This window comes from Streptomyces griseus (assembly GCF_900460065.1).
Taxonomy (GTDB): Bacteria; Actinomycetota; Actinomycetes; order Streptomycetales; family Streptomycetaceae; genus Streptomyces; species Streptomyces griseus.
In genome coordinates this window covers 475,150-493,093 of the sequence record NZ_UAVD01000029.1, presented here as the reverse complement: position 1 = coordinate 493,093, position 17,944 = coordinate 475,150, and the positions used below count along the sequence as shown (strand labels likewise).

The following is a 17,944-nucleotide window of genomic DNA, read 5'->3' as shown; positions in this document are numbered from 1 at the left end:
CGGAACCGGGAGAGGAAGTGCAGGAAGAAGTGGCGCACCACCCGGAGCGCGAAGTCTGGCGCAGTGCCGCGCGCGGGCCCTGGCTTCCGCCGGCTCCGCCCGTCCTGGACCTGATCACCCCGCACCTCGACCACGCGGGCCCCGGCCCCGCGGTGACCGACCCGGACGGCGTCCTCAGCTACGCCGAGCTGCGCCGGCTCACGCTGGGCGTGGCCGCGTCCCTGCGGGCGCTGGGGGTGAGCCCCGGCGAACCCGTCGTGGTCCGCACCCGTTTGTCGCGGTGGGCGGTCCCGGCGATGCTGGGCGTGCTGTACGCGGGTGCCCACTACGTACCCGTGGACACCGCGTTCCCCTCGGGCCGGCAGACGGCCGTGATCAACGCGAGCGGCGCGCGCTTCGCCGTGACGGAACCCGGGGACACGGGCGGTCCCTCGGCCTGGGGCGCCGGGAGGCCACCGACGGTGGTCGAGGTCGGCGCACACCGCGGGCCGGCGGTCGGCGGTTCCCCGGACCGCCCCGGGCCCGAGGCGCCCGCCTACTGCCTCTACACCAGCGGTTCCAGCGGCCGGCCGAAGGGCGTGCTCGTCTCGCACGCGGCTCTCGGCTACTCCACGGCGGCCCGGATCGCCCACTACCGCGAGGCGCCCGGGGTGTACCTGCTGTGCAGCTCGATCTCGTTCGACAGTTCCGTCGCGGGCATCTACTGGACGCTGGCGACCGGCGGACACCTGGTGATTCCCTCGGCCGATCCCCTGGACACCGGGGCCGTCGCCGCCGCGGCCCACGCGCGGCGCGCCTCGCACCTGCTGACGCTGCCCTCCCTCTACGACGCCCTGCTGGACTCGGCCGACGCCGGCGCCCTGGACTCCCTGCGCACCGTGATCGTGGCGGGCGAGACCTGCCCGCCGCATCTGGTGCGCCGGCACTTCGCCGGGCTCCCGGACACCGCGCTGTCCAATGAGTACGGCCCCACCGAATGCACCGTGTGGGCCCTGGCACACCGGTGCGCACCGGCCGACGGGCAGCGTGACAGCGTACCGATCGGCCGCCCCGTCCCGGGCACGGAGATCGGCCTCGTGCCGGGCGGCCCGGGCGGCGGGGGTACCGGTGAACTGTGGGTGCGCGGACCCGGTGTGGCCCTCGGCTACGCCGCCGAAACGGACGCCGGGACCCCTTTCGCGGGCGACGGAGCCCGGCGTACGTATCGCACCGGCGACCTGGTCCGTTTCGACGAACAGGGCGACGCGCACTTCGCCGGGCGGGCCGACGGCCAGCTGAAGCTCGCCGGGATGCGGATCGAGCTGAGCGAGATCGAGCATCTCGTCCGCGAGCACACCGGAGCCTCGGCCGCCGCCCTGGGTGTCGCCGCCGGCGCGGTCGGCCCACCCCGGCTCATGGCGTTCCTGGTGCGACCGGCCGTCGGCCTCCGGTCCGTCGACCTGCACGCGGCTCTGCGACGCCGGCTGCCCCGGGCCGCCGTGCCCCGGTCGGTGCACACCCTGGAGCGGCTGCCGACCTTGCCCAACGGAAAGCTGGACCGGGCCGCTCTGGACCGCATGGCGGTCGAACGGCTGGGCCCGGCGGGACGGAGCGCGGAGTGAGCGGCGAGGCCGGCGGTTGCCCGGCCGGCACGGCGCGGGGCCCGGACCTCACGGATCCCGCGACCTACCGGGACGCCGACTACTTCGCCCAGTGGCAGCGGGCTCGGCGCGATCATCCCGTGGTCCGCCTGGAGTCGCCCCGCTTCGGGGCGTTCTGGTCGGTGACGGCTCATGCCGCCGCACGCCAGGTGCTGGAGCGGCCGGAATCCTTCACCTCGACACGGGGAATGCGGCTGGGCGGGGAGCCGGCGGCGGTGTCGGCGGCATCCGGCCGGATGCTCGTCGTCTCGGACGGCCCGGCGCACACGCGTCTGCGCTCCGCCCACGCGCCCTGGTTCGCCGGGCAGGCCGTGTCCCGGCTGAAGGACGCTCTGCGGAGCCGACTCGACGCGCTGTTGGCCGACCTGGCCGACGGGAGTCCCGTCGACGTCCCGGCCCGGCTGGCGCGGCCGCTGCCGACCTGGCTGGTGTGCGGCATGCTCGGTGTGCCCGAGGAGGACTGGGAGGAGCTCGCCCTGCTGGCCGCCGCCGCCTTCGACGAGACGGAGACGAGCACGGCGTCGGCGCGGCGGGCGGCCAGCGCGGGCGTCTTCGCCTACTTCGCGGAGCTTCTGGAGAAGCGCCGCGCCGATCCCGGAGACGACCTGGTCAGCGCTTTGGTGCACCAGCCGGGGGGAGACCGTCTGACGGACGAGGAGATACTGCTCACCTGCGACGGCCTGGTCAACGGAGGGCTCGGAACCACCCGGCACGCCGTCTCCGGCGCCGTCCTCGCCTTCGCCGCGCACCCCCGCCAGTGGGAGCGGCTGCGGGCCGATCGCGGGTTGGTGCCCACCGCGGTCGAGGAGATTCTGCGCTGGGTCTCGCCGCCCCTGCACATCATGCGTACGGCCACCGAGGACGTCCTCCTGGGCGGCGCCCGGATCCGGGCCGGCGAGCGGGTGGTGCTCTGGATCCCGTCCTGCAACCGCGACGAGTCGGTCTTCGCCGAACCGGACGCCTTCCGCGTCGACCGGCGGCCCAACCCCCACCTCGGTCTCGGCGGCGGCCCTCACTACTGCATCGGCGCTTCCCTGGCCCGGCTGGAGCTGCGGACGCTGCTGCGGGCGCTCTTGGACCACGTGGCGCGCTTCGAGTCCGACCCCGTCCTCACCCGCACGCCGTCCACCTTCCTGCACGGCCTCGACCGGCTCGAGGTCACCCTGATACCGGCGGCGGACGCCGCCGCGTGCTCCCCGGCGGAGAGTGAGGACCCATGACCCGTCCCAGCAGTCCCCCGCGGGACGGCACCGAGCTGGAGCTCACCCACATCTTCGAAGACCTGCTCGGTCTGGAGGGCGTGGGCGTCGACGAGGACTTCTTCGCCCTCGGCGGTCACTCCCTGCTCGCCGCCCGGCTCGTCGCCCGGATCAAGAAGACGTTCGGGACGGCGATTCCGGTCTCCGTGCTCTTCGAGGACACGGCCGACGACGGTCGACCGGTGACCGCCAGCGTGGAGTTCCTGAGCCGGCTGGTCCGGGACAGCGGCCGAGGAGCCCTCGCGGGCCACGCGTCCCGGCCCCTGACCCTGCGACGCGGCGGTGGGGGCACTCCCCTGTTCTGCGTTCATCCGGCGGGCGGGGACGTGATCGTCTTCCGTCGGCTCGCCGCCCTGCTGCCGCCCGCACGGCCGGTGTACGGCCTCCAGGCCCCGCCCGCCGACCGGGAGTCCCCGGAGCCGGGGCTGGAGGCGATGGCGGCGTACCACCGCGACCGGTTGCGGGAACTGCGCCCGCACGGGCCGTACGCGCTGCTCGGCTGGTCGATGGGTGGCGCGCTCGCCCTCGAGATCGCCGCCGGGCTGCGGGAGGAGGGTGAGGAGGTGGAGTTCCTCGGGCTGGTCGACGCCTATCCCGGCGAGGAGTTCACCGGCTCCCCGGACGCCGGGATCCTCGCCGCCTTCGCCTGGCAGCTGAGCACCCTGTCGGGCACTCCGTTCGCCGTGGAGGGCGGGCTCGCCACGCTGGCGTACGAGGAGGGTCTGGCCCGGGTGCTCGAAGCGGCCCGGGCGGCACGGGCCGTTCCTCCGGACACCGACCTCCTCGGCCTGCTGGAGCAGCTTCGTCTGTTCCGCTCGCACGTCGGGGCGCTGCGCCGCCACCGGCCAAGCCGGCGGGTCGACCACCTGGTCCTGCTGTTCGCCTCCGAGGGCAGTCCGGCGGCCCAGGACCGCGCGACCACCTCATGGCAACGGCTGAGCGACCGTGTGGTCGACCGGCACCACGTGAAGGGAGACCACTACTCGATGCTCACCGATCCCCATGTGCGGGAGCTGGCCGCGCTCCTGGCCACCCTGCTGCCGGTCGCACCGGAGCGGTCATGACGGGGCCGGCCGTCGCACCGACGGTCTCCGGGTCGGTTCTCGACCGGTTCGCCGAGCGGTGTCGCACCGCTCCCGGCCGACCGGCCGTCGAGTACGCGGGGCGGCAGCTGACGTACGCGGAGCTGGACGCGGCGGCCGAGCGGGTCACCCGCCGGTTGACGGTCGACGACGTGGCCGGGTCCGTCGTCGCGCTGTGTGTGGACCGGTCCTTCAACCTGCCCGTCGGGGTGCTGGGCATCCTGCGCGCGGGGGCCGCGTACCTGCCCCTGGATCCCGGGTATCCGCCGCCCCGGCTCGACTTCATGCTGCGCGACAGCGGCGCGGGTCTGCTGATCACCCAACGGGACCTCGCCGACCGGTTCCCGGTCCCGGAGGGCACCCGGGTGCTGCTGCTCGACGCGGCGCCGTCCGGCGAGCCCGGTCCCGCGCCCGCCGCGACAGCCGGGGCCGAGAATCTCGCGTACGTGATGTACACCTCGGGGTCGACCGGGACGCCCAAGGGGGTCGCCATGGGGCACGGCCCCCTCGTCAACCTGATCGACTGGCAGTGCGCCGCCTCCGACTGCGGTGAGGGGGCTCGGACCCTGCAGTTCTCGGCGTTCAGCTTCGACGCCTCCTTCCAGGAGATGTTCAGCACCTGGGCCGCGGGCGGCTGTCTGGTCCTGGTCGACGAGGACGTGCGCCGCGATCCGCACCGTCTGCTGGCCCATATCGACGACCACCATGTGGAACGCGTCTTCATGCCGTTCGTCGCCCTCCAGGCGCTGGCCAACGCCGCCGTGAACCAGGGGCGCTACCCCCGCGCCCTCCGGGAGGTGATCACGGCCGGTGAGCAGCTGTTCGTCACCCCGGCGCTGCGCCGCTTCTTCGGTGCGCTGCCCGAGGCCCGGCTGGAGAACCAGTACGGCCCGTCCGAGACCCATATCGTGACAGCGCTGCGGCTGGGCCCCGACCCCGGGCAGTGGCCCGGTCTGCCGTCGATCGGCCGGGCCATCGACGGGGCCCGGATCGATGTCGTCGGCGAGGACGGCGGCTCGCTGCCCGCCGGGGAGAGCGGCGAGATCGCCATCGCGGGACCCGTGGTCGCCCACGGCTACCTCGGCCGCCCGGGGCCGACCGCCGAGCGCTTCGTCCCGGACCCGCTCGGCCCTCCTGGTTCCCGGCGCTACCTCACCGGCGACCACGGCCGGACGGAGCCCGACGGGTTGGTCCACTTCCTCGGCCGCGGCGACGGCCAGGTCAAGATCCGCGGGCACCGGGTGGAGCTCGGCGAGGTCGAGGCCGCGGTGAAGGCGCTGCCGGGACCGGCCGACGCCGCCGTCGTCGTCCACGGGGAGCCCGGGGCGGGGCGTCGGCTGGTGGCGTACGTCCTCACCGGCGCCTCCGGCGAGCTGCCGGCCGACGCCAGGGCCCGGCTGGCCGAGACGCTCCCCGAGTACATGGTGCCGGTGGCCGTGATCGCCATGGACGCGTTCCCGACCACGCCCAGCGGCAAGACCGACCGGGCCGCGCTGGCCGCCCTGCCGCTGCGGATCAGCGGCACGGGCACCGGCGAGGGGCACGACTCGGTCGAACAGGCGGTGACCGGGCTGTGGGAGTCCGTGCTCGGTGCCGAGCACGTCGGCCCGGACGACAACTTCTTCCAGCTGGGCGGCACCTCGCTCCTCGCGGCGGTCCTCACCACCCGGCTCCACGAGGAACTCGGTGTCCGGGCCGACCTGGAGACCCTCATCCAGCAGCCGACCGTGGCCGCCCTCGCCGACTGGATCCGGCGGCGGCCCGCCACGGACACCTCAGGATTGCGAGCGACCCCGAGGTGAAAACCCTGTGGACCTACTCCCACGCGGCCCCCGTCCACGGTCTGCGTGTCGGCCCGGACGGTGGCATCGTCCTGCTGGACGCCCCCGGCGGCCATGTCCTCCTCGGCCCCGACGGCACACCGGTCGACGGCTCGCGTCGCGCCCGGGTGGCCGACCTGGCCCGGTCGGCCACCCGGCGGGGACCGTACGACATCGTCACCGACGACGACCGCTTGACCCTCCTGCTGGACGGGACCGAGCTGGAGGGGATCGAGCTGGACGGGACGGTCACCGCGGTCGCCGCCGCCCGCGACGGCGCGATGGTCCTGGCCGGCACGGAGGAGGGCACGGTGTACGGGCTACGGCTGCCGCTCACCGAGGCCGGGGCCATGACGCTCCTCGACAAGGAGCAGGATCTGCTGCGGCACCCGGACGCCACGACGGCACGGCGGGCGGCCCACCTGTACCTGGACACGGGCTCCCCCTGCTTCGCCGTACGACGCGTGCGGCGGCTCGGACAACGGGGCGCGCTGCCTCCCGGGTCGGTGGAGCCGGTGATCGCCGGGATCGCGCTCCAGCACCGCAGGGTGCTGCGGCGGGACCCGGGGGCCGCGTTCGAGGCGGGCGTTGCGCTGTCCGCGACGGGCGAGGACCAGGCGGCTCTCGGCCTGCTCCAGCGGGCCGCGGCCGACCCGCGCTTCCGTTCCCGGGCGCTGTACACGGCCGGCGAGTGCTTCCGCCGCCTCGGCGCCGAGTCGGCGGCGGCCATCGCGCACGAGCAGGCCGCGGCGAGCGGCCCCGGCGAGGACGAGAAACGGGTGCTCTACGACCTCGCCCGGGCCCTGCAGGAACAGGACAGGCACACCGAGGCCGTCGATCGCTTCGAGTCGCTGCTTGCCTGGGACGCCACCTACGAGGACGCCTGGCAGCGCTACGATCACAGCCGGAACCGGGCCCGGTCGGCCGGGCCGGCCGTCGGCCGACGGTCTCCGGTCGGCTCCGCTGCCGGGCTCGTCCGCGACCTGGAGGCGCGCGGTCTGCTCGGTCGGACCGACTCCCGGATCGAGTCGTACGACGCCACCTTCTACGTCCAGTTCGACCACACCGGGGTGCACGACAGCGTCAAGAAGCGCCTGGAGATGGTGCAGTTGCTCACCGCCGTGGAGGATCCCGGCGCCGTGGCGGCCTCGCTCGACGTCGGCAGCGGGACCCTGCGCTACCCGCAGGTGCTGGACCGTTTCGGGGTGCGGTCCTACGGGATCGACCTCAGCGACGCGGGGATCCACGCCTGTGTCGACGCCCGGTGGGCGCGGCGGTTCGCGGTCGCCGACGGTACGGCGATGCCGTTCCGGGACGGTTCGTTCGATCTCGTCACCTGCATGATGGGCACGGTCAACCACCTGTCCGCCGCCCAGCGCGAGCGCTTCCTCGCCGAGTCGTTCCGTACGCTGCGGCCCGGCGGGCGGCTGGTGGTGAGCGCGTGGGATCCCGCATGCCGCTTCCAGACCTTTCTCTCCTTCTACTCCCCCGCGGAGATGGCGCAGTTGCGGCGGCGGCTGACCGAGCCGAGGGTGCTGCGCGAGGAGTGCGCGGCGGCGGGCTTCTCCGGGGTGCGCACCACTCCGTTCTGTACGTTCCCGGACTGGCTGGCGACCGGGGCCGACGCGTCCGGGACCAGCGGCGCGGACCGGCTGGCCTGGCTGGCGGACCTGGACCGGGACCGCGTGGCGGGCGATCCCGCGACCGTGGGCCAGATGTTCCTGCTCAGCGCCCGCCGCTGACGCTCGCGTCGCGGAACATGTCGGCCAGCCTGTCCGCCGTGAGGAAGCGGACGCTGCGTACGGTTATCCCCTCGCGCCGGCAGGCGGCGGCGAGCTTCATCGCGGTGATGGAGTCGCCGCCCAGATCGACGAAGTTGTCGCTCGGGCGGACGTCGCGTACGCCCAGGATCCGCTCGCACAGGGCGCACACCGTGCGCACGACGGGGTCCGGCTCGCTGTCCGGCTCGGCCTGTGTCCGTCCCGAACCCTCCCGGACCTCGCTCTCCACGAGGTCCTGGAGGAGTGAGCGGTCGAGCTTGCCGTGGCGGGTGAGCGGCAGCGCGTCGAGGGCCGAGAAGTGCTGCGGGATCATGTACGGCGGCAGGGAGGCAGCGAGCGCGGTGCGCAGCCGTCCCGTGTCCGGGTCCGAGGACCCGCTGTCCGTGACGACGAAGGCGGCCAGGATGTCGCGCGGCTCGCGGGCCTTCACCACCGCCGCCGCCCGTACGCCGTCCGTCGCGCGCAACCGCGCCTCGATCTCGGCGGTTTCGACGCGATGGCCGCGGATCTTGGTCTGCCCGTCCGCGCGTCCCACGACGACGGGACGGCCGCGCCGGTCCAGCCGTACGAGATCCCCCGTGCGGTAGAGGCGGCCCTCGCCGTCGGGCAGCGTGACGAACGACTTCTCGGTGGCCTCGGGGAGGTTGAGATAGCCGCGGGCGATCCCCACCCCGCTGATGAGCAGCTCCCCCACGCCAGGATCCTCGTCGGCGTGGTCGACGGCCAGGCGCGTGTGCGGGATGGGGTCGCCGATCGGCAGCGGGTCGTCCGGTGCGTAGTCCTCGACCGCGAACCCGGCCGACGCGTCCAGCCGGAGGAAGCAGCGGCCCACCACGGTCTCGGTCGGCCCGTAGTGGTTGTAGACGACGGAGCCCGGGAAGATCCGGTTCAGTGCGGTGACGTGGCGGGCGCGCAGGATCTCGCCTCCGACGACGAACTGTCGCGGGCCCGGCAGGTCCCGCTGGTCGCCGAGCCGGGCCATGAGCATCTCGATGTGGGACGGGGTCAGCCGCACCAGGTCGAGGGTGGGGTTCTGGATGGCGGTGGCGAGGTCCTCGGGCTCGTGATCCCGCGGAGCGAGGTGAAGCGTGCCGCCGGTGACGAGCGGCAGGAAGAAGCTGGTGAGGGAGAAGTCGAAGCTGAGCGGGGTGTGCAGCAAGGAGTCGACCGGCCGGCCGCCGGAGAACTCGGACACCGCCCAGCGGACGTAGTTCGCCAGCCCGCGGTGCTCCACCGCCACGCCTTTGGGGTTTCCGGTGGAGCCGGAGGTGTACAGCACGTAGGCCAGGCCCGAGGGGTCCGCGGCCGGCGGCTGCGAGGGAGCGCGCGCCGCGTCGGCCGCCGGCGCGCTGAGAAGGCAGGTCCCAACGCCGTGCTCCGCCAGCCGGTGCCGGTGCTCGGCATCGGTGAGGGCGACGGCCATGGACGTGTCACCGACCATGAACGCCAGCCGTTCTGCGGGGAGGTCGGTGCCCAGCGGCACATACGCGCCGCCCGACCGGAGAATCGCGAGCAGTCCGGCGACGAGATCCGGCGAGCGGCTCGCCAGGAGCCCCACCGCCTGCTCGGGGCCGACGCCGTGCCGCAGCAGGTGCTCCGACAGCGCGATGACTCCGGAGTGCAGTTCCCCGTACGTCATGCGGACGTCGCCCTGGATCAGGGCTGTCGCGTCGGGCCGCTGTTCCGCCTGGTCGGCAAACCACGCGTATCCGGAGGTGCTTGACCCTTCGTCACAGGATGGTTCCCGACCTATCGTCACCGTCACGGCCTCCGTGGAGAGTTACGGGATCGCCTTCCGCTCGCGATGGCTTGTGCAACGACACAGAGAGGAACCCATGTTATAGCCGGTCGTTCAGGTGTGCAGCGGCTCCGGCTCAACTTCTGTGGAGAGCACGTACGTACATACGCCCGCGCGCGGAGACCGGCCCGTCCGGGGAGATCCCGGGAAGGTGGCCTCACCCCGTACGGGCGTGGCCGAGTATCCGGGTGGCGACATCCAAGGGGTCGGCCCAGAAGTCCCGGGGTGCCGGATCGTCGGCCCGGGCGCGCATCTCCCGCACGTTGTCCCACAGCGCCGAGGGGTCCTCGTCGGCGTGGGTGCGGGTCAGCAGACCGGTCCGCTCCAGCATGTCCATGCGCTCGGCGAATCCGACGCGCACCTCCCGGCCGGGGTCCGGGGTGACGGAGGCGATGACCGGCACGCCGTTGGCGACGAGTTCGCAGCCGGTGAAGCCCAGCGCGTCGGCCAGTACGACATCGGCGGCCCGGTAGTACAGCTCGGGCCGGTCGCTCCGCCCGACCCATCGGACGTTGGGGGTGGCGGGGACTCGCCCGCGGGTGGGGGGCGGGTCCGCCAGGAGGAGGAGCTGATCCGTCGGGGCGGCGTGTCCGCTCCACGCCCGGAGCGCCTGCAACTGGATGCGCAGGGCGGCGATACGGTCGGGGCGACCGCCCGCCGCCACTGTCAGGACGAGCGCGTCCTCGTCGAGGCCGAGGGCCTTGCGCGCCTCCGCCCGCTGGGGTGCGAAGGCGTCCACGAGGGGGCCGCAGAACCACACCGGCGCGGTCGTGGCCGGTGTGACCGGATGCGCCTCGGGAAAGTCCGGGACCACCACCTCCAGCGCGTCGTCCATGACCGAGTCGGCGTCGGGCCGGCCGAGCTCGGCGAAGAACCAGTCGGTGATCAGCACGTTCGGAACGTCGAGGACACGGCGGCAGAAGCCGGGCACGGTCAGGAACTCGTCGCTCACCACCAGGTCGGCGTCGGCACGTTCGTACAGGAATCGCCAGACCCTCCAACTCGCCTCCTCACTCATGTCGTCGGCGTCTTCGAAACCGAGGTCGACGGCCTCGACACCGCGGGAGCGGTAGTAGTCCGCTCCGCTCCCCGCCGAAGCCAGCCTGATCTGTATCCCGGGGTTCACCCGGCGCATCGCGGCCATGATCCTCAGGTCCCGGGCAGCGTGGCCGTAGCCATGGCCTCGGGAGACGAAATTGACTCTCATCGGTACGTTCCTCTTCAGCCGTTGAGTGACCGGTGGTCGGGGGAATGGCCCGTCACGGACGGCGTCACGCCCTCGGTGAAGGCCGCCTGGGCAAAGCCCTCCAGGACGGGTGACAGTTCCAGGAGTCGTTCCGGCGGCATGTACTGGTCGAAGATCCCGGGGCCGATGTTGGCCAGCGCGATCTGCCCCAGTCTCCGGTCGAGCACCTCGGCCGGGGCCAGGGCGTGGTCGCGGAGGAGCCGACGGAGTTCCGTACCCCCCAGCCATGCGGTGATCCACAGGCTGACGACGATGTCGGGCCGCAGATCCGGTTCGGCCCGGTGCAGACCCGCCGACCGGCGTGCCGCCGCGCGTTGCAGTGCGGGCACGTCCACGTCTCGCCGCCGCAGCGTCTCGAGCAGGCCGCGCTGCGACCAGCCCGAGACGCTGCCGGGGTCCCGTTCCAGGTAGTACGGCCTTCCGTACGAGCGTGAGAAGCAGGGCAGCAGGTCCACCCGGGCGTCCACGACCGGCGCGGTGTCGCTGTGGGGCGCGGTGGAGTAGCAGGCGGCCAGCCGCAGTCCCATCGGGGTGTTGCCGGTGAGACTCGCCTCGGTCGCGTGCTGGACCAGATTGGGAACGGTCACGTATGCGGGGACCCCGAGCCGGCGCAGCACGCCGGCGATCATGACGTCGTCCTGCGGAACCTCCGGTCTCGTCCTCGCCAGTTCGCGGGCCGCCTCCGCCGGCAGAACGAGTCCGATACAGGGTGTGTACGGGTCGCACACCTCGGCGAAGGGCTGTCCGAGCCAGGCCGCGAGGTGGACGGCGGACGACGTGGCCGAAGCCCATTCCGTGTAGAGGCTGATCGCGGCGGCCGGCCGCTCACCGACCCTGCGCAGTACCTGCTCCCGCAGGTCCGCGACGGGGACGGCGTCGTCCTGAAGGACCAGGTGGTGGGTGGCGTGAGGGGTCACCGCCCCCCACGCGAGCACCGCGGTCCTCGCCGAACAGGAGCCGGCGCCGTAGGGGTCGGGATCCTCGACGACCTGGAGGTCCAGCTCCGGAAGGCTGTCCCTGAGGGCGAGGGCTCTCGCCCTGCGGGCGGGGTGGGTCATGATCGCGGCGGAGAGTCTGATGGGGGGACTCATGGCGTCGTACCCGCCTCGGACAGGTCCTCGTCGCGCATGCGCAGCAGGTCGGAGTACCGGCCGGGCGTGGTACGGAGTTCACCGTGGGTGCCGTTCTCCGCGACGAGCCCGTCCGCGAGAACCACCACCCGGTCGGTGTCCTTGACCCCGGACAGCCGGTGGCTGATGACCACCGTGGTCCGGTTGCCGCGCAGTTCCTCCAGTGCTGCCTGCACCGTCCGTGCGGTCGCCCAGTCCAGGGCGCTCGTCACCTCGTCGAGCACGACGACGGGGGCGTCCGACAGCAGAGCGCGGGCCAGCCCGAGCCGCTGGCGTTCGCCGCCGGAGAGCTGGTAGCCCCTTTCGCCGACCGAGGTGTCCAGTCCCTCGGGGAAGGAGGAGACGAGATCGTCGAGAGCCAGTCTGGACAGCACCTCGCGCAGTTCGGCCTCGGTGGCGCCGGGGCGGGCGAGGAGGAGGTTGTCCCGGAAGGAGGCGTTGAAGATCCCGGGCTCCTGGGGCACCAGCAGGACCGTCTCGGACGGCTTGTCGTCGCCGCCGGAGACCCGGACCGTACCGGCCCCGGGCTCCAGCAGCCCCGCGACGAGGTAGCCCAGGGTGCTCTTTCCGGAGCCGGTCGAGCCCACGATCATGGTGGTGGAACCGGCGGGGAAGTCCAGGTCGATCCCGTGCAGGGTGCTCCTGCCGCTCTCCGGATAGCGGTAGGAGACCTCGCGCAGTGTGATGCCGACCGCGGGCCCCCGGGTCCCGGTGTGCGGGTTGCGCGGCGCGGGCAGGGCCGCCGTCGGTCCGAGGTCGATGTACTCGAAGATCCGGTCGAAGTGCGCCAGTGACCGCCGCACGGACGTGCTGAGGCCGAGCAGTGCCTGGATGGGCTGCGCGAGCTGGAGTTGCAGCACGACCAGCACGATCGCGGTGCCGATCGACAGGCTGGTGAAGCCGCCGCCGGCCATCCAGTAGACCACGGGCGGGATCGCCGCGAAGGAGACGCCGATGATCGACTCCGCGCTGGTGGCCATGGAACGCTCACGGACCGTCAGGTCGGTGATGGCCGACGACGAGGCGCGGAACCGGTCGCGCTGGCCGTCCCAGCAGCGCAGCGTACGCCCCACGAGGACACCGGGCAGGGAGAGGTGCTCGCCGGTCAGGCGCATCATCTCCGATGTGTGCTCCTGCGCCTCGATGGCCAGGAGCCGTTGCCGTTCGGCGTAGTGCTGGTTCATGACGACCAGCCCCAGGGTGAGACCGATCGCCACCACGGCGACGGGCCAGCTGAGGATGAGCATGGCGGTCCCGATGGTGATGACCATCGTCAGTGACCCGAGCGCGCGCTGGGCGGTGAAGGTGATCACATCGGAGATGCCACCGATGTCACTGGCCAGCCTGGTCTGCACCTCTGCCCCCGACCGGCCGGCGTGGAAGGTGATCGGCATCGACTGCACCCGCTCGTACACCTCCACCCGCAGACCGTGGACCACTCCGAGTCCGATGGAGTTCGTCAACCGGCTCTGCAGGTAGAAGAAGCCGCTCTGGGCGATTCCCACGGCGAGCATGCCCAGACACATCCACAGCAGCAGCTCCCGGTCGCGCTGGGGCACCGCCTCGTCGACGATGACGCGGAGGAACAGCGGCCCGCTGATCCCGAGCCCCGTGGACAGCACGACGGTCAGCAGGGACAGCGCGAAGCCGGCCTTGTGCGCGGCGAACCGCCGCAGTACGCGTCGGCCGAGAGCGCGTACGTGTATCCGTTCGGTGTCACTCACGGTCCGAACTCCTGCGGGGATTCGGCAGGATGGCCGAGCACAAGGGTGAACAGGTGCCTGGCCGGTGTGCCCGTGTGCCGGCGCACGATGCGGGTCACCTCGGGTGAGGAACGGCCGTGCACGCTGCCGCCGAGACCCGCCGCGACCGCCGAAAGCCACGCGTTGTAGCCGAAGGCCGACGCCCGCAGGAGCGCCCGCCCGTAGTCCGAGCCGGTGTCGTCGGCCGCGGTGCCGGTGTCGTCGGTGATCTCCGCGCAGATCAGGACCGTCACCGGGGCCGGGGCGTAACGCGCGGCGAGCAGGGCCGGTTCGGGGCAGTCGCCGTGGTCGGTGAACTCCCCCGCGAGAGGCTCCACCGCCGTGGCCGCTCCTGCCGGGGACCGCCGCGGGACGTACTGGCGCAGCCGCGCTCCCGAGGTACCCGCCACGCCGCTGACGAGCCATGCCTGCGGGGTGGTCGCGGCCGTGCCGTGCGGCCACATCTGCCGGTCGGTCGACGTGGCCAGATCCAGAAGGGTGGCGAGGTCGGTGTCGGGCACCGGGTCCTCCCGGAAGCGGCGGACCGATCGACGGGCTGTCAGCACATCGTGGAGCGGCACGCTCCGAGAGATCCGGGAGGTGTCCTGGGCCGGCGGCCACTGAGGAGGGTTGTGCTCGGCGGGGCGGTCGGCGGGGGCGAGAGCACGCTTCGCCAGCGACCACAGGTCGGTCTCGTTGATCAGTGGCATCGCGCGCTCCGCGGGGTCCACAGGCCGGCCACGGCCATGACCTGTTCGTCTTCCTTGAGTTCCAGCAACGTCGGCAGCGTCGGCTGCCAGCGGTCGTTCAGAGTGACGCGTGCTCCTCGGTCGGTGGCCACCGCGTGCAGTTGCGCGAGGGCGCACCCGGCGTCGAGGTGCCCCAGCCGGATCCCGAAAGTGCTGTACTTGAGCTTCAGTCTCCAGAGCGCGCCGACGACGACCAGAACGACGTCCGCAGTCTCCGTGATCCCGGTCGCGTCGAGCATGGACCGCCATAGGCCGGGCCCGTGGGTCCGGCGGGTGACGAGGAGCCGGTGGGCGACGTCGTCGTATTTCAGGAGGGTGTGTGCGGGCAGCCCGGAGACCGTGTCCGCGCACATCAGATACAGCTCGACCGACGCGAGTTCTCCCCCGGACGCGGTCCACCTGCGGGGTCCGCCGTCCCCGCGCCGTCCCGCCACCATCGCCGCCAGGTCGGCGACGAATGCCGCGTCGGCGGTCCCCACCGTCCCGGACGGGCCCGCCTCGGACACGGCCGGCGCCTCGTCACCGGTCGGGGCGGCGGACGCGGTCACCGGTGGCGGAGGCAGCGGTATCACCGGTGCGGTGGGGAACGACTCGCGTTCCTTGCCCAGCGCCGTCAGGCGCTTCTTCCGGCCGGCGGTGACCGGAGGCTGAGGCCGGTCGGCGAGCGGTTGCGCGGCGACGACGTCCTCGTACGCCTCCAGTACGGTTGCACGCTCTCCCGAGCGGCGGGACGTCGTCGCGCACGATGCGCAGCCGGCCTCGGCAGAGACCGCGTACCGCACCGCGGTGGAGTCCGGCAGGGTCCAGCGGACGAGAGCCTGACTGGTGCGCATGCTGTCGACGTCGGCCAGGTAGGCCAGCGCTTCGCCCACCACGAGTCCGGCGGCGACCGTCGTCGTGGCGGTGTCGGCCGGGGCCGGCTGTTCGCTTCCGAACTCCGCGAGGTAGCCGCTGGTGAAGCAGCGTCGGCACAGCGTCGCCCGCGGATGCACCAGCGGACCGAGGTCGACCTGCCCCTGGTGCGCCGCGTAGTGCAGTACCGCGATGTCGCGGGCCGCGCAGTCGTCGGTGAAGCTGTCCGTGCCGTCATCGTGGCGGGGCGGGCCGTACAGCACCACGAGGCTGCCCGCCGCTGCCCGCAGGCTGTCGAGCACCTCGTTCCCGACTCCGGCCGGCGTGGACGCGCTGTGGACTGTTCCGACGCCGCTCATCGCCAGGTCGTCGCGGACGGCTTCCGTGTGCCCCGGTGGGGCGACGATCAGCACCGCGCATCGCGACAGGCGTTCCAGTACCTCGGAGGCGTCGCGGAACGTGGCCGAGGAACCAGCGGTCTGTTCCAGGTAGTCGACGACGCCGGCCGCCAGCGGCTTCGGCGATGAGACCTCCCCGGAGAGGACGAGGCCCTGCTTCACCAGCAGTGCCACGGCCTGGGCCACCGCCTCGTACGGAAGGTCCGTCGCTTCGGCGAGGTCGCCGACCGTGCGGCGTCCGTCCATCGCCGACGCGATCGGCAGCAGGAGCCGGAGGGCGTCCCCACCGCCGATCCTCTTGCGGATCTGTCCGGCCGAGAAGACGACCTGGCCGTCGGCGGCGGAGACCGCCACCCCACCGCGCAACCGGGGCCGGAGGCCGCCTGCGGTGAAACTATCGGTGCTCGTCATGAGTGACGCCTCCCACGGTACGGAACAGGTGATCGAGCTGTCGCGACATGAGCGTGCGTTGGGTCTCGTCGCCGCAGTGCGGGCAGCCGTGGCAGCCGATCACCTGGTCCGAGCGGACCGCCGCCGTGCGGAGATCGACGGTGACCACCCGCCCGCGAACCTGCTCGGTCAGCGACAGGCTCAGCAGCCCCGCGGCGATGCGCGCCTGGTGCGGCAGGACCCCGGCCGCCGCCTCGACGCCGAGTCCTTCCTCCGCCGACGCGGGCGCCGATGTGTGCGAACAGTCCGGTGCGTGGGCGTGTCCGTGGTTGTGCTCGTGCGTGTGCTCGTGCTCGTGCCCGGGTGCGGGTTCCCGGAGGGGAGCCGGCTTGTCGGCGTGCTGGTCCTCACGCGCATAGAAACAGTCCAGGCACGGGCCGGCCGCAGGATCGAAGTACGGTCCCACTCTGATGACGGGGTGATCGAACTCCACCAGGAGCCACGGCTTTCCCGCCTCGGAGGCCACCTGCCGGAATCGGCGTGCCAACCGCCGGGCGGGGCGGTCCAGTACCAGCACTGCTGCGTCGGCATCGACGAGCATGTCGCAGGTGATCTCCGGACCGACCTGAGTGACGGCCAGGCCCGAGATCTCCGGCAGTAGTTCGGACGCCCGGGCGCCGAAGGCCCCGGTACCGAGGACGGACAGACGGGTCAGGCGAACGGCTGCGGACACGGGTTCAACTCCTCGACAGGCAGTACGCGATATCCCATCGCCGCGGGGGCGGAGTAGAGCCGGGGATGCGCGTGATACTGGGCGAGCGGCACAGGGGACATCGGCTGGAGGTCCGGGATGACGACGGTCGCCGAGTGCAGTCCGACCGAGGCGAGTTCCGTCGTCGTCCGGTCCACGGCGATCACCGCCATGTCCAGCTCGGCGAACCTCCGGACAGCGCGGGCCAGCCCCTCAGTGGCGTCGGCGGCGTAACGGCCGCGGTCCTGGAACGAGGGCCGGTCGGGGTGGTCATCGGTGAGGAATGCGAAGTGTGGGGCATTCTCCGGCTTGCCCATGTATTTCGCGCCGTCCGAGATATCGGTGTAGTCGGCGAAGGACACGGGCTCCTCCCACTCCACGTGCAGCGAGTCACGGAAGCACGTGACTTCCAGCAACGCCTTGTACGCGGCATCCTGAATGGTGAGCCCGGTACCGCACCCGACCATGGTGCGCAGGGTCTGGTCATGCGGTGCGGTCTGCATGCAGTACACCGTGGGTACACCGATGTCACTGGTGGCATCCAGCAGCACGGTGTTGAGGAAGCGATCGTGCGCCCACTCGACCAGGGTGCGTTCCCGCTCGTCCAGCACGTCGAGAGGAATGTGCGGCAGCGGCAGCTTCTGTAGCCACAGAACGGCGATCATGTCCCGCTCGACGACCTCGCTCAGGCCGCCGAAGACGGCACTCGCGGGATCAGTGTGCACGGCGCAGCCTGTCGAGATGCTCGCCACGAAGCGCTCGGCCGGGAAACGGCGCCCCGACCGGTAGGCCGCCATGGAGAGCGGCAGCCAGGTGGGGTTCCCGTCCCGGAGATCCACCCCCCGGACCCACCTGATCGGCGCGGCCGGATCGAAAGGGACGAGCGGGCACCGCGGATGCGCGTACTCCGCGTCGGACAGACGCGGAATCCGCGACCAGTCGAGCACCCTGCCGTCGAGATCGTGCGCGGCGGCGGTCACTACGCCCTCCGTGCCGAACTGCGCCCCCGAGTAGCGCTCGCATCCCTCGGCGATGGCGAGCAGGCGTGCCCTGTCCTTGTCTCCCAGCGCATGTCCTCCGGCCACGACCCGGTCGTCCGGGCGTGCCTCGAAGCCCGGGAAGCCGCTGCCGAGATCGACCCCGTAGGAGCTCAGTTCCGGCAGACCTCGATAGCGGGACGGGGAGAGGTCGAAGGCGTCCCCGACGACGCCGTAGCGCGAGAGAAGCGGATCAAGATGTTTCATGTTCACGTCATTCAGGTCAGGCAAGGAACACCGTGGTTCCTTGTCCGGGTGGCACCCGCCGA

13 protein-coding genes are annotated in these 17,944 nt (G+C 72.3%); 5 read left to right on the top strand and 8 right to left on the bottom strand.

Going from position 1 to position 17,944, the window contains the following annotated elements:
* The first annotated feature begins 17 nt into the window (after nucleotides 1-17).
* From DTB53_RS22000 to DTB53_RS21980, 5 genes are read left to right on the top strand one after another with little or no spacing between them, the layout of a single operon-like run.
* Nucleotides 18-1,601 carry an AMP-binding protein gene (locus tag DTB53_RS22000; RefSeq protein ID WP_042495473.1) on the top strand — a complete coding sequence of 528 codons (1,584 nt, stop codon included), beginning with the start codon at nucleotides 18-20 and terminating at the stop codon, nucleotides 1,599-1,601.
* Nucleotides 1,598-2,860 carry a cytochrome P450 gene (locus DTB53_RS21995; RefSeq protein WP_012377902.1) on the top strand — a complete coding sequence of 421 codons (1,263 nt, stop codon included), beginning with the start codon at nucleotides 1,598-1,600 and terminating at the stop codon, nucleotides 2,858-2,860. Before DTB53_RS22000 ends, DTB53_RS21995 begins: the two co-directional genes overlap by 4 nt.
* A complete protein-coding gene (locus DTB53_RS21990; RefSeq protein ID WP_012377903.1) occupies nucleotides 2,857-3,963 on the top strand; it encodes a thioesterase domain-containing protein in 1,107 nt (368 codons plus the stop codon). Before DTB53_RS21995 ends, DTB53_RS21990 begins: the two co-directional genes overlap by 4 nt.
* A complete protein-coding gene (locus DTB53_RS21985; RefSeq protein ID WP_012377904.1) occupies nucleotides 3,960-5,783 on the top strand; it encodes a non-ribosomal peptide synthetase in 1,824 nt (607 codons plus the stop codon). Before DTB53_RS21990 ends, DTB53_RS21985 begins: the two co-directional genes overlap by 4 nt.
* On the top strand, nucleotides 5,780-7,543 hold the full coding sequence (locus DTB53_RS21980) for a class I SAM-dependent methyltransferase (protein ID WP_012377905.1): 1,764 nt from the start codon (nucleotides 5,780-5,782) through the stop codon (nucleotides 7,541-7,543). The genes DTB53_RS21985 and DTB53_RS21980 overlap by 4 nt, the downstream gene beginning before the upstream one ends.
* On the opposite strand, the gene DTB53_RS21975 is transcribed toward DTB53_RS21980, so the two are convergent.
* From DTB53_RS21975 to DTB53_RS21940, 8 genes are all read right to left on the bottom strand, one after another.
* A complete protein-coding gene (locus tag DTB53_RS21975; protein ID WP_012377906.1) occupies nucleotides 7,527-9,341 on the bottom strand; it encodes a non-ribosomal peptide synthetase in 1,815 nt (604 codons plus the stop codon). The genes DTB53_RS21980 and DTB53_RS21975 overlap by 17 nt on opposite strands.
* Before the next feature lie 196 nt (nucleotides 9,342-9,537).
* The gene (locus tag DTB53_RS21970) at nucleotides 9,538-10,587 is read right to left on the bottom strand and encodes a glycosyl transferase (RefSeq protein WP_012377907.1); all 1,050 of its coding nucleotides are present in this window, start codon (nucleotides 10,585-10,587) and stop codon (nucleotides 9,538-9,540) included.
* A gap of 14 nt (nucleotides 10,588-10,601) precedes the next feature.
* Nucleotides 10,602-11,717 carry a hypothetical protein gene (locus DTB53_RS21965; protein ID WP_012377908.1) on the bottom strand — a complete coding sequence of 372 codons (1,116 nt, stop codon included), beginning with the start codon at nucleotides 11,715-11,717 and terminating at the stop codon, nucleotides 10,602-10,604.
* The gene (locus DTB53_RS21960) at nucleotides 11,714-13,480 is read right to left on the bottom strand and encodes an ABC transporter ATP-binding protein (RefSeq protein WP_012377909.1); all 1,767 of its coding nucleotides are present in this window, start codon (nucleotides 13,478-13,480) and stop codon (nucleotides 11,714-11,716) included. The genes DTB53_RS21965 and DTB53_RS21960 overlap by 4 nt, the downstream gene beginning before the upstream one ends.
* Nucleotides 13,477-14,208: a nitroreductase family protein gene (locus tag DTB53_RS21955; protein WP_042498085.1), complete on the bottom strand. Its 732-nt coding sequence runs from the start codon at nucleotides 14,206-14,208 to the stop codon at nucleotides 13,477-13,479. Before DTB53_RS21955 ends, DTB53_RS21960 begins: the two co-directional genes overlap by 4 nt.
* The gene (locus tag DTB53_RS21950) at nucleotides 14,199-15,908 is read right to left on the bottom strand and encodes a hypothetical protein (RefSeq protein WP_106431669.1); all 1,710 of its coding nucleotides are present in this window, start codon (nucleotides 15,906-15,908) and stop codon (nucleotides 14,199-14,201) included. Before DTB53_RS21950 ends, DTB53_RS21955 begins: the two co-directional genes overlap by 10 nt.
* Complete coding sequence (locus DTB53_RS21945) at nucleotides 15,892-16,620, bottom strand: TOMM precursor leader peptide-binding protein (protein ID WP_003964457.1); 729 nt, start codon at nucleotides 16,618-16,620, stop codon at nucleotides 15,892-15,894. Before DTB53_RS21945 ends, DTB53_RS21950 begins: the two co-directional genes overlap by 17 nt.
* Nucleotides 16,599-17,906, bottom strand: coding sequence for a YcaO-like family protein (locus tag DTB53_RS21940; protein WP_052295615.1), 1,308 nt, complete (start codon nucleotides 17,904-17,906; stop codon nucleotides 16,599-16,601). The genes DTB53_RS21945 and DTB53_RS21940 overlap by 22 nt, the downstream gene beginning before the upstream one ends.
* Nucleotides 17,907-17,944: the final 38 nt, after the last annotated feature.

What these genes read in the sequence shown, in the direction of transcription:
- DTB53_RS21950 (WP_106431669.1), bottom strand. Translation starts at nt 15,908, where the DNA reads ATGACGAGCACCGATAGTTTCACCGCAGGCGGCCTCCGGCCCCGGTTG.
- DTB53_RS21990 (WP_012377903.1), top strand. Translation starts at nt 2,857, where the DNA reads ATGACCCGTCCCAGCAGTCCCCCGCGGGACGGCACCGAGCTGGAGCTC.
- DTB53_RS21965 (WP_012377908.1), bottom strand. Translation starts at nt 11,717, where the DNA reads ATGAGTCCCCCCATCAGACTCTCCGCCGCGATCATGACCCACCCCGCC.
- DTB53_RS21970 (WP_012377907.1), bottom strand. Translation starts at nt 10,587, where the DNA reads ATGAGAGTCAATTTCGTCTCCCGAGGCCATGGCTACGGCCACGCTGCC.
- DTB53_RS21985 (WP_012377904.1), top strand. Translation starts at nt 3,960, where the DNA reads ATGACGGGGCCGGCCGTCGCACCGACGGTCTCCGGGTCGGTTCTCGAC.
- DTB53_RS21955 (WP_042498085.1), bottom strand. Translation starts at nt 14,208, where the DNA reads ATGCCACTGATCAACGAGACCGACCTGTGGTCGCTGGCGAAGCGTGCT.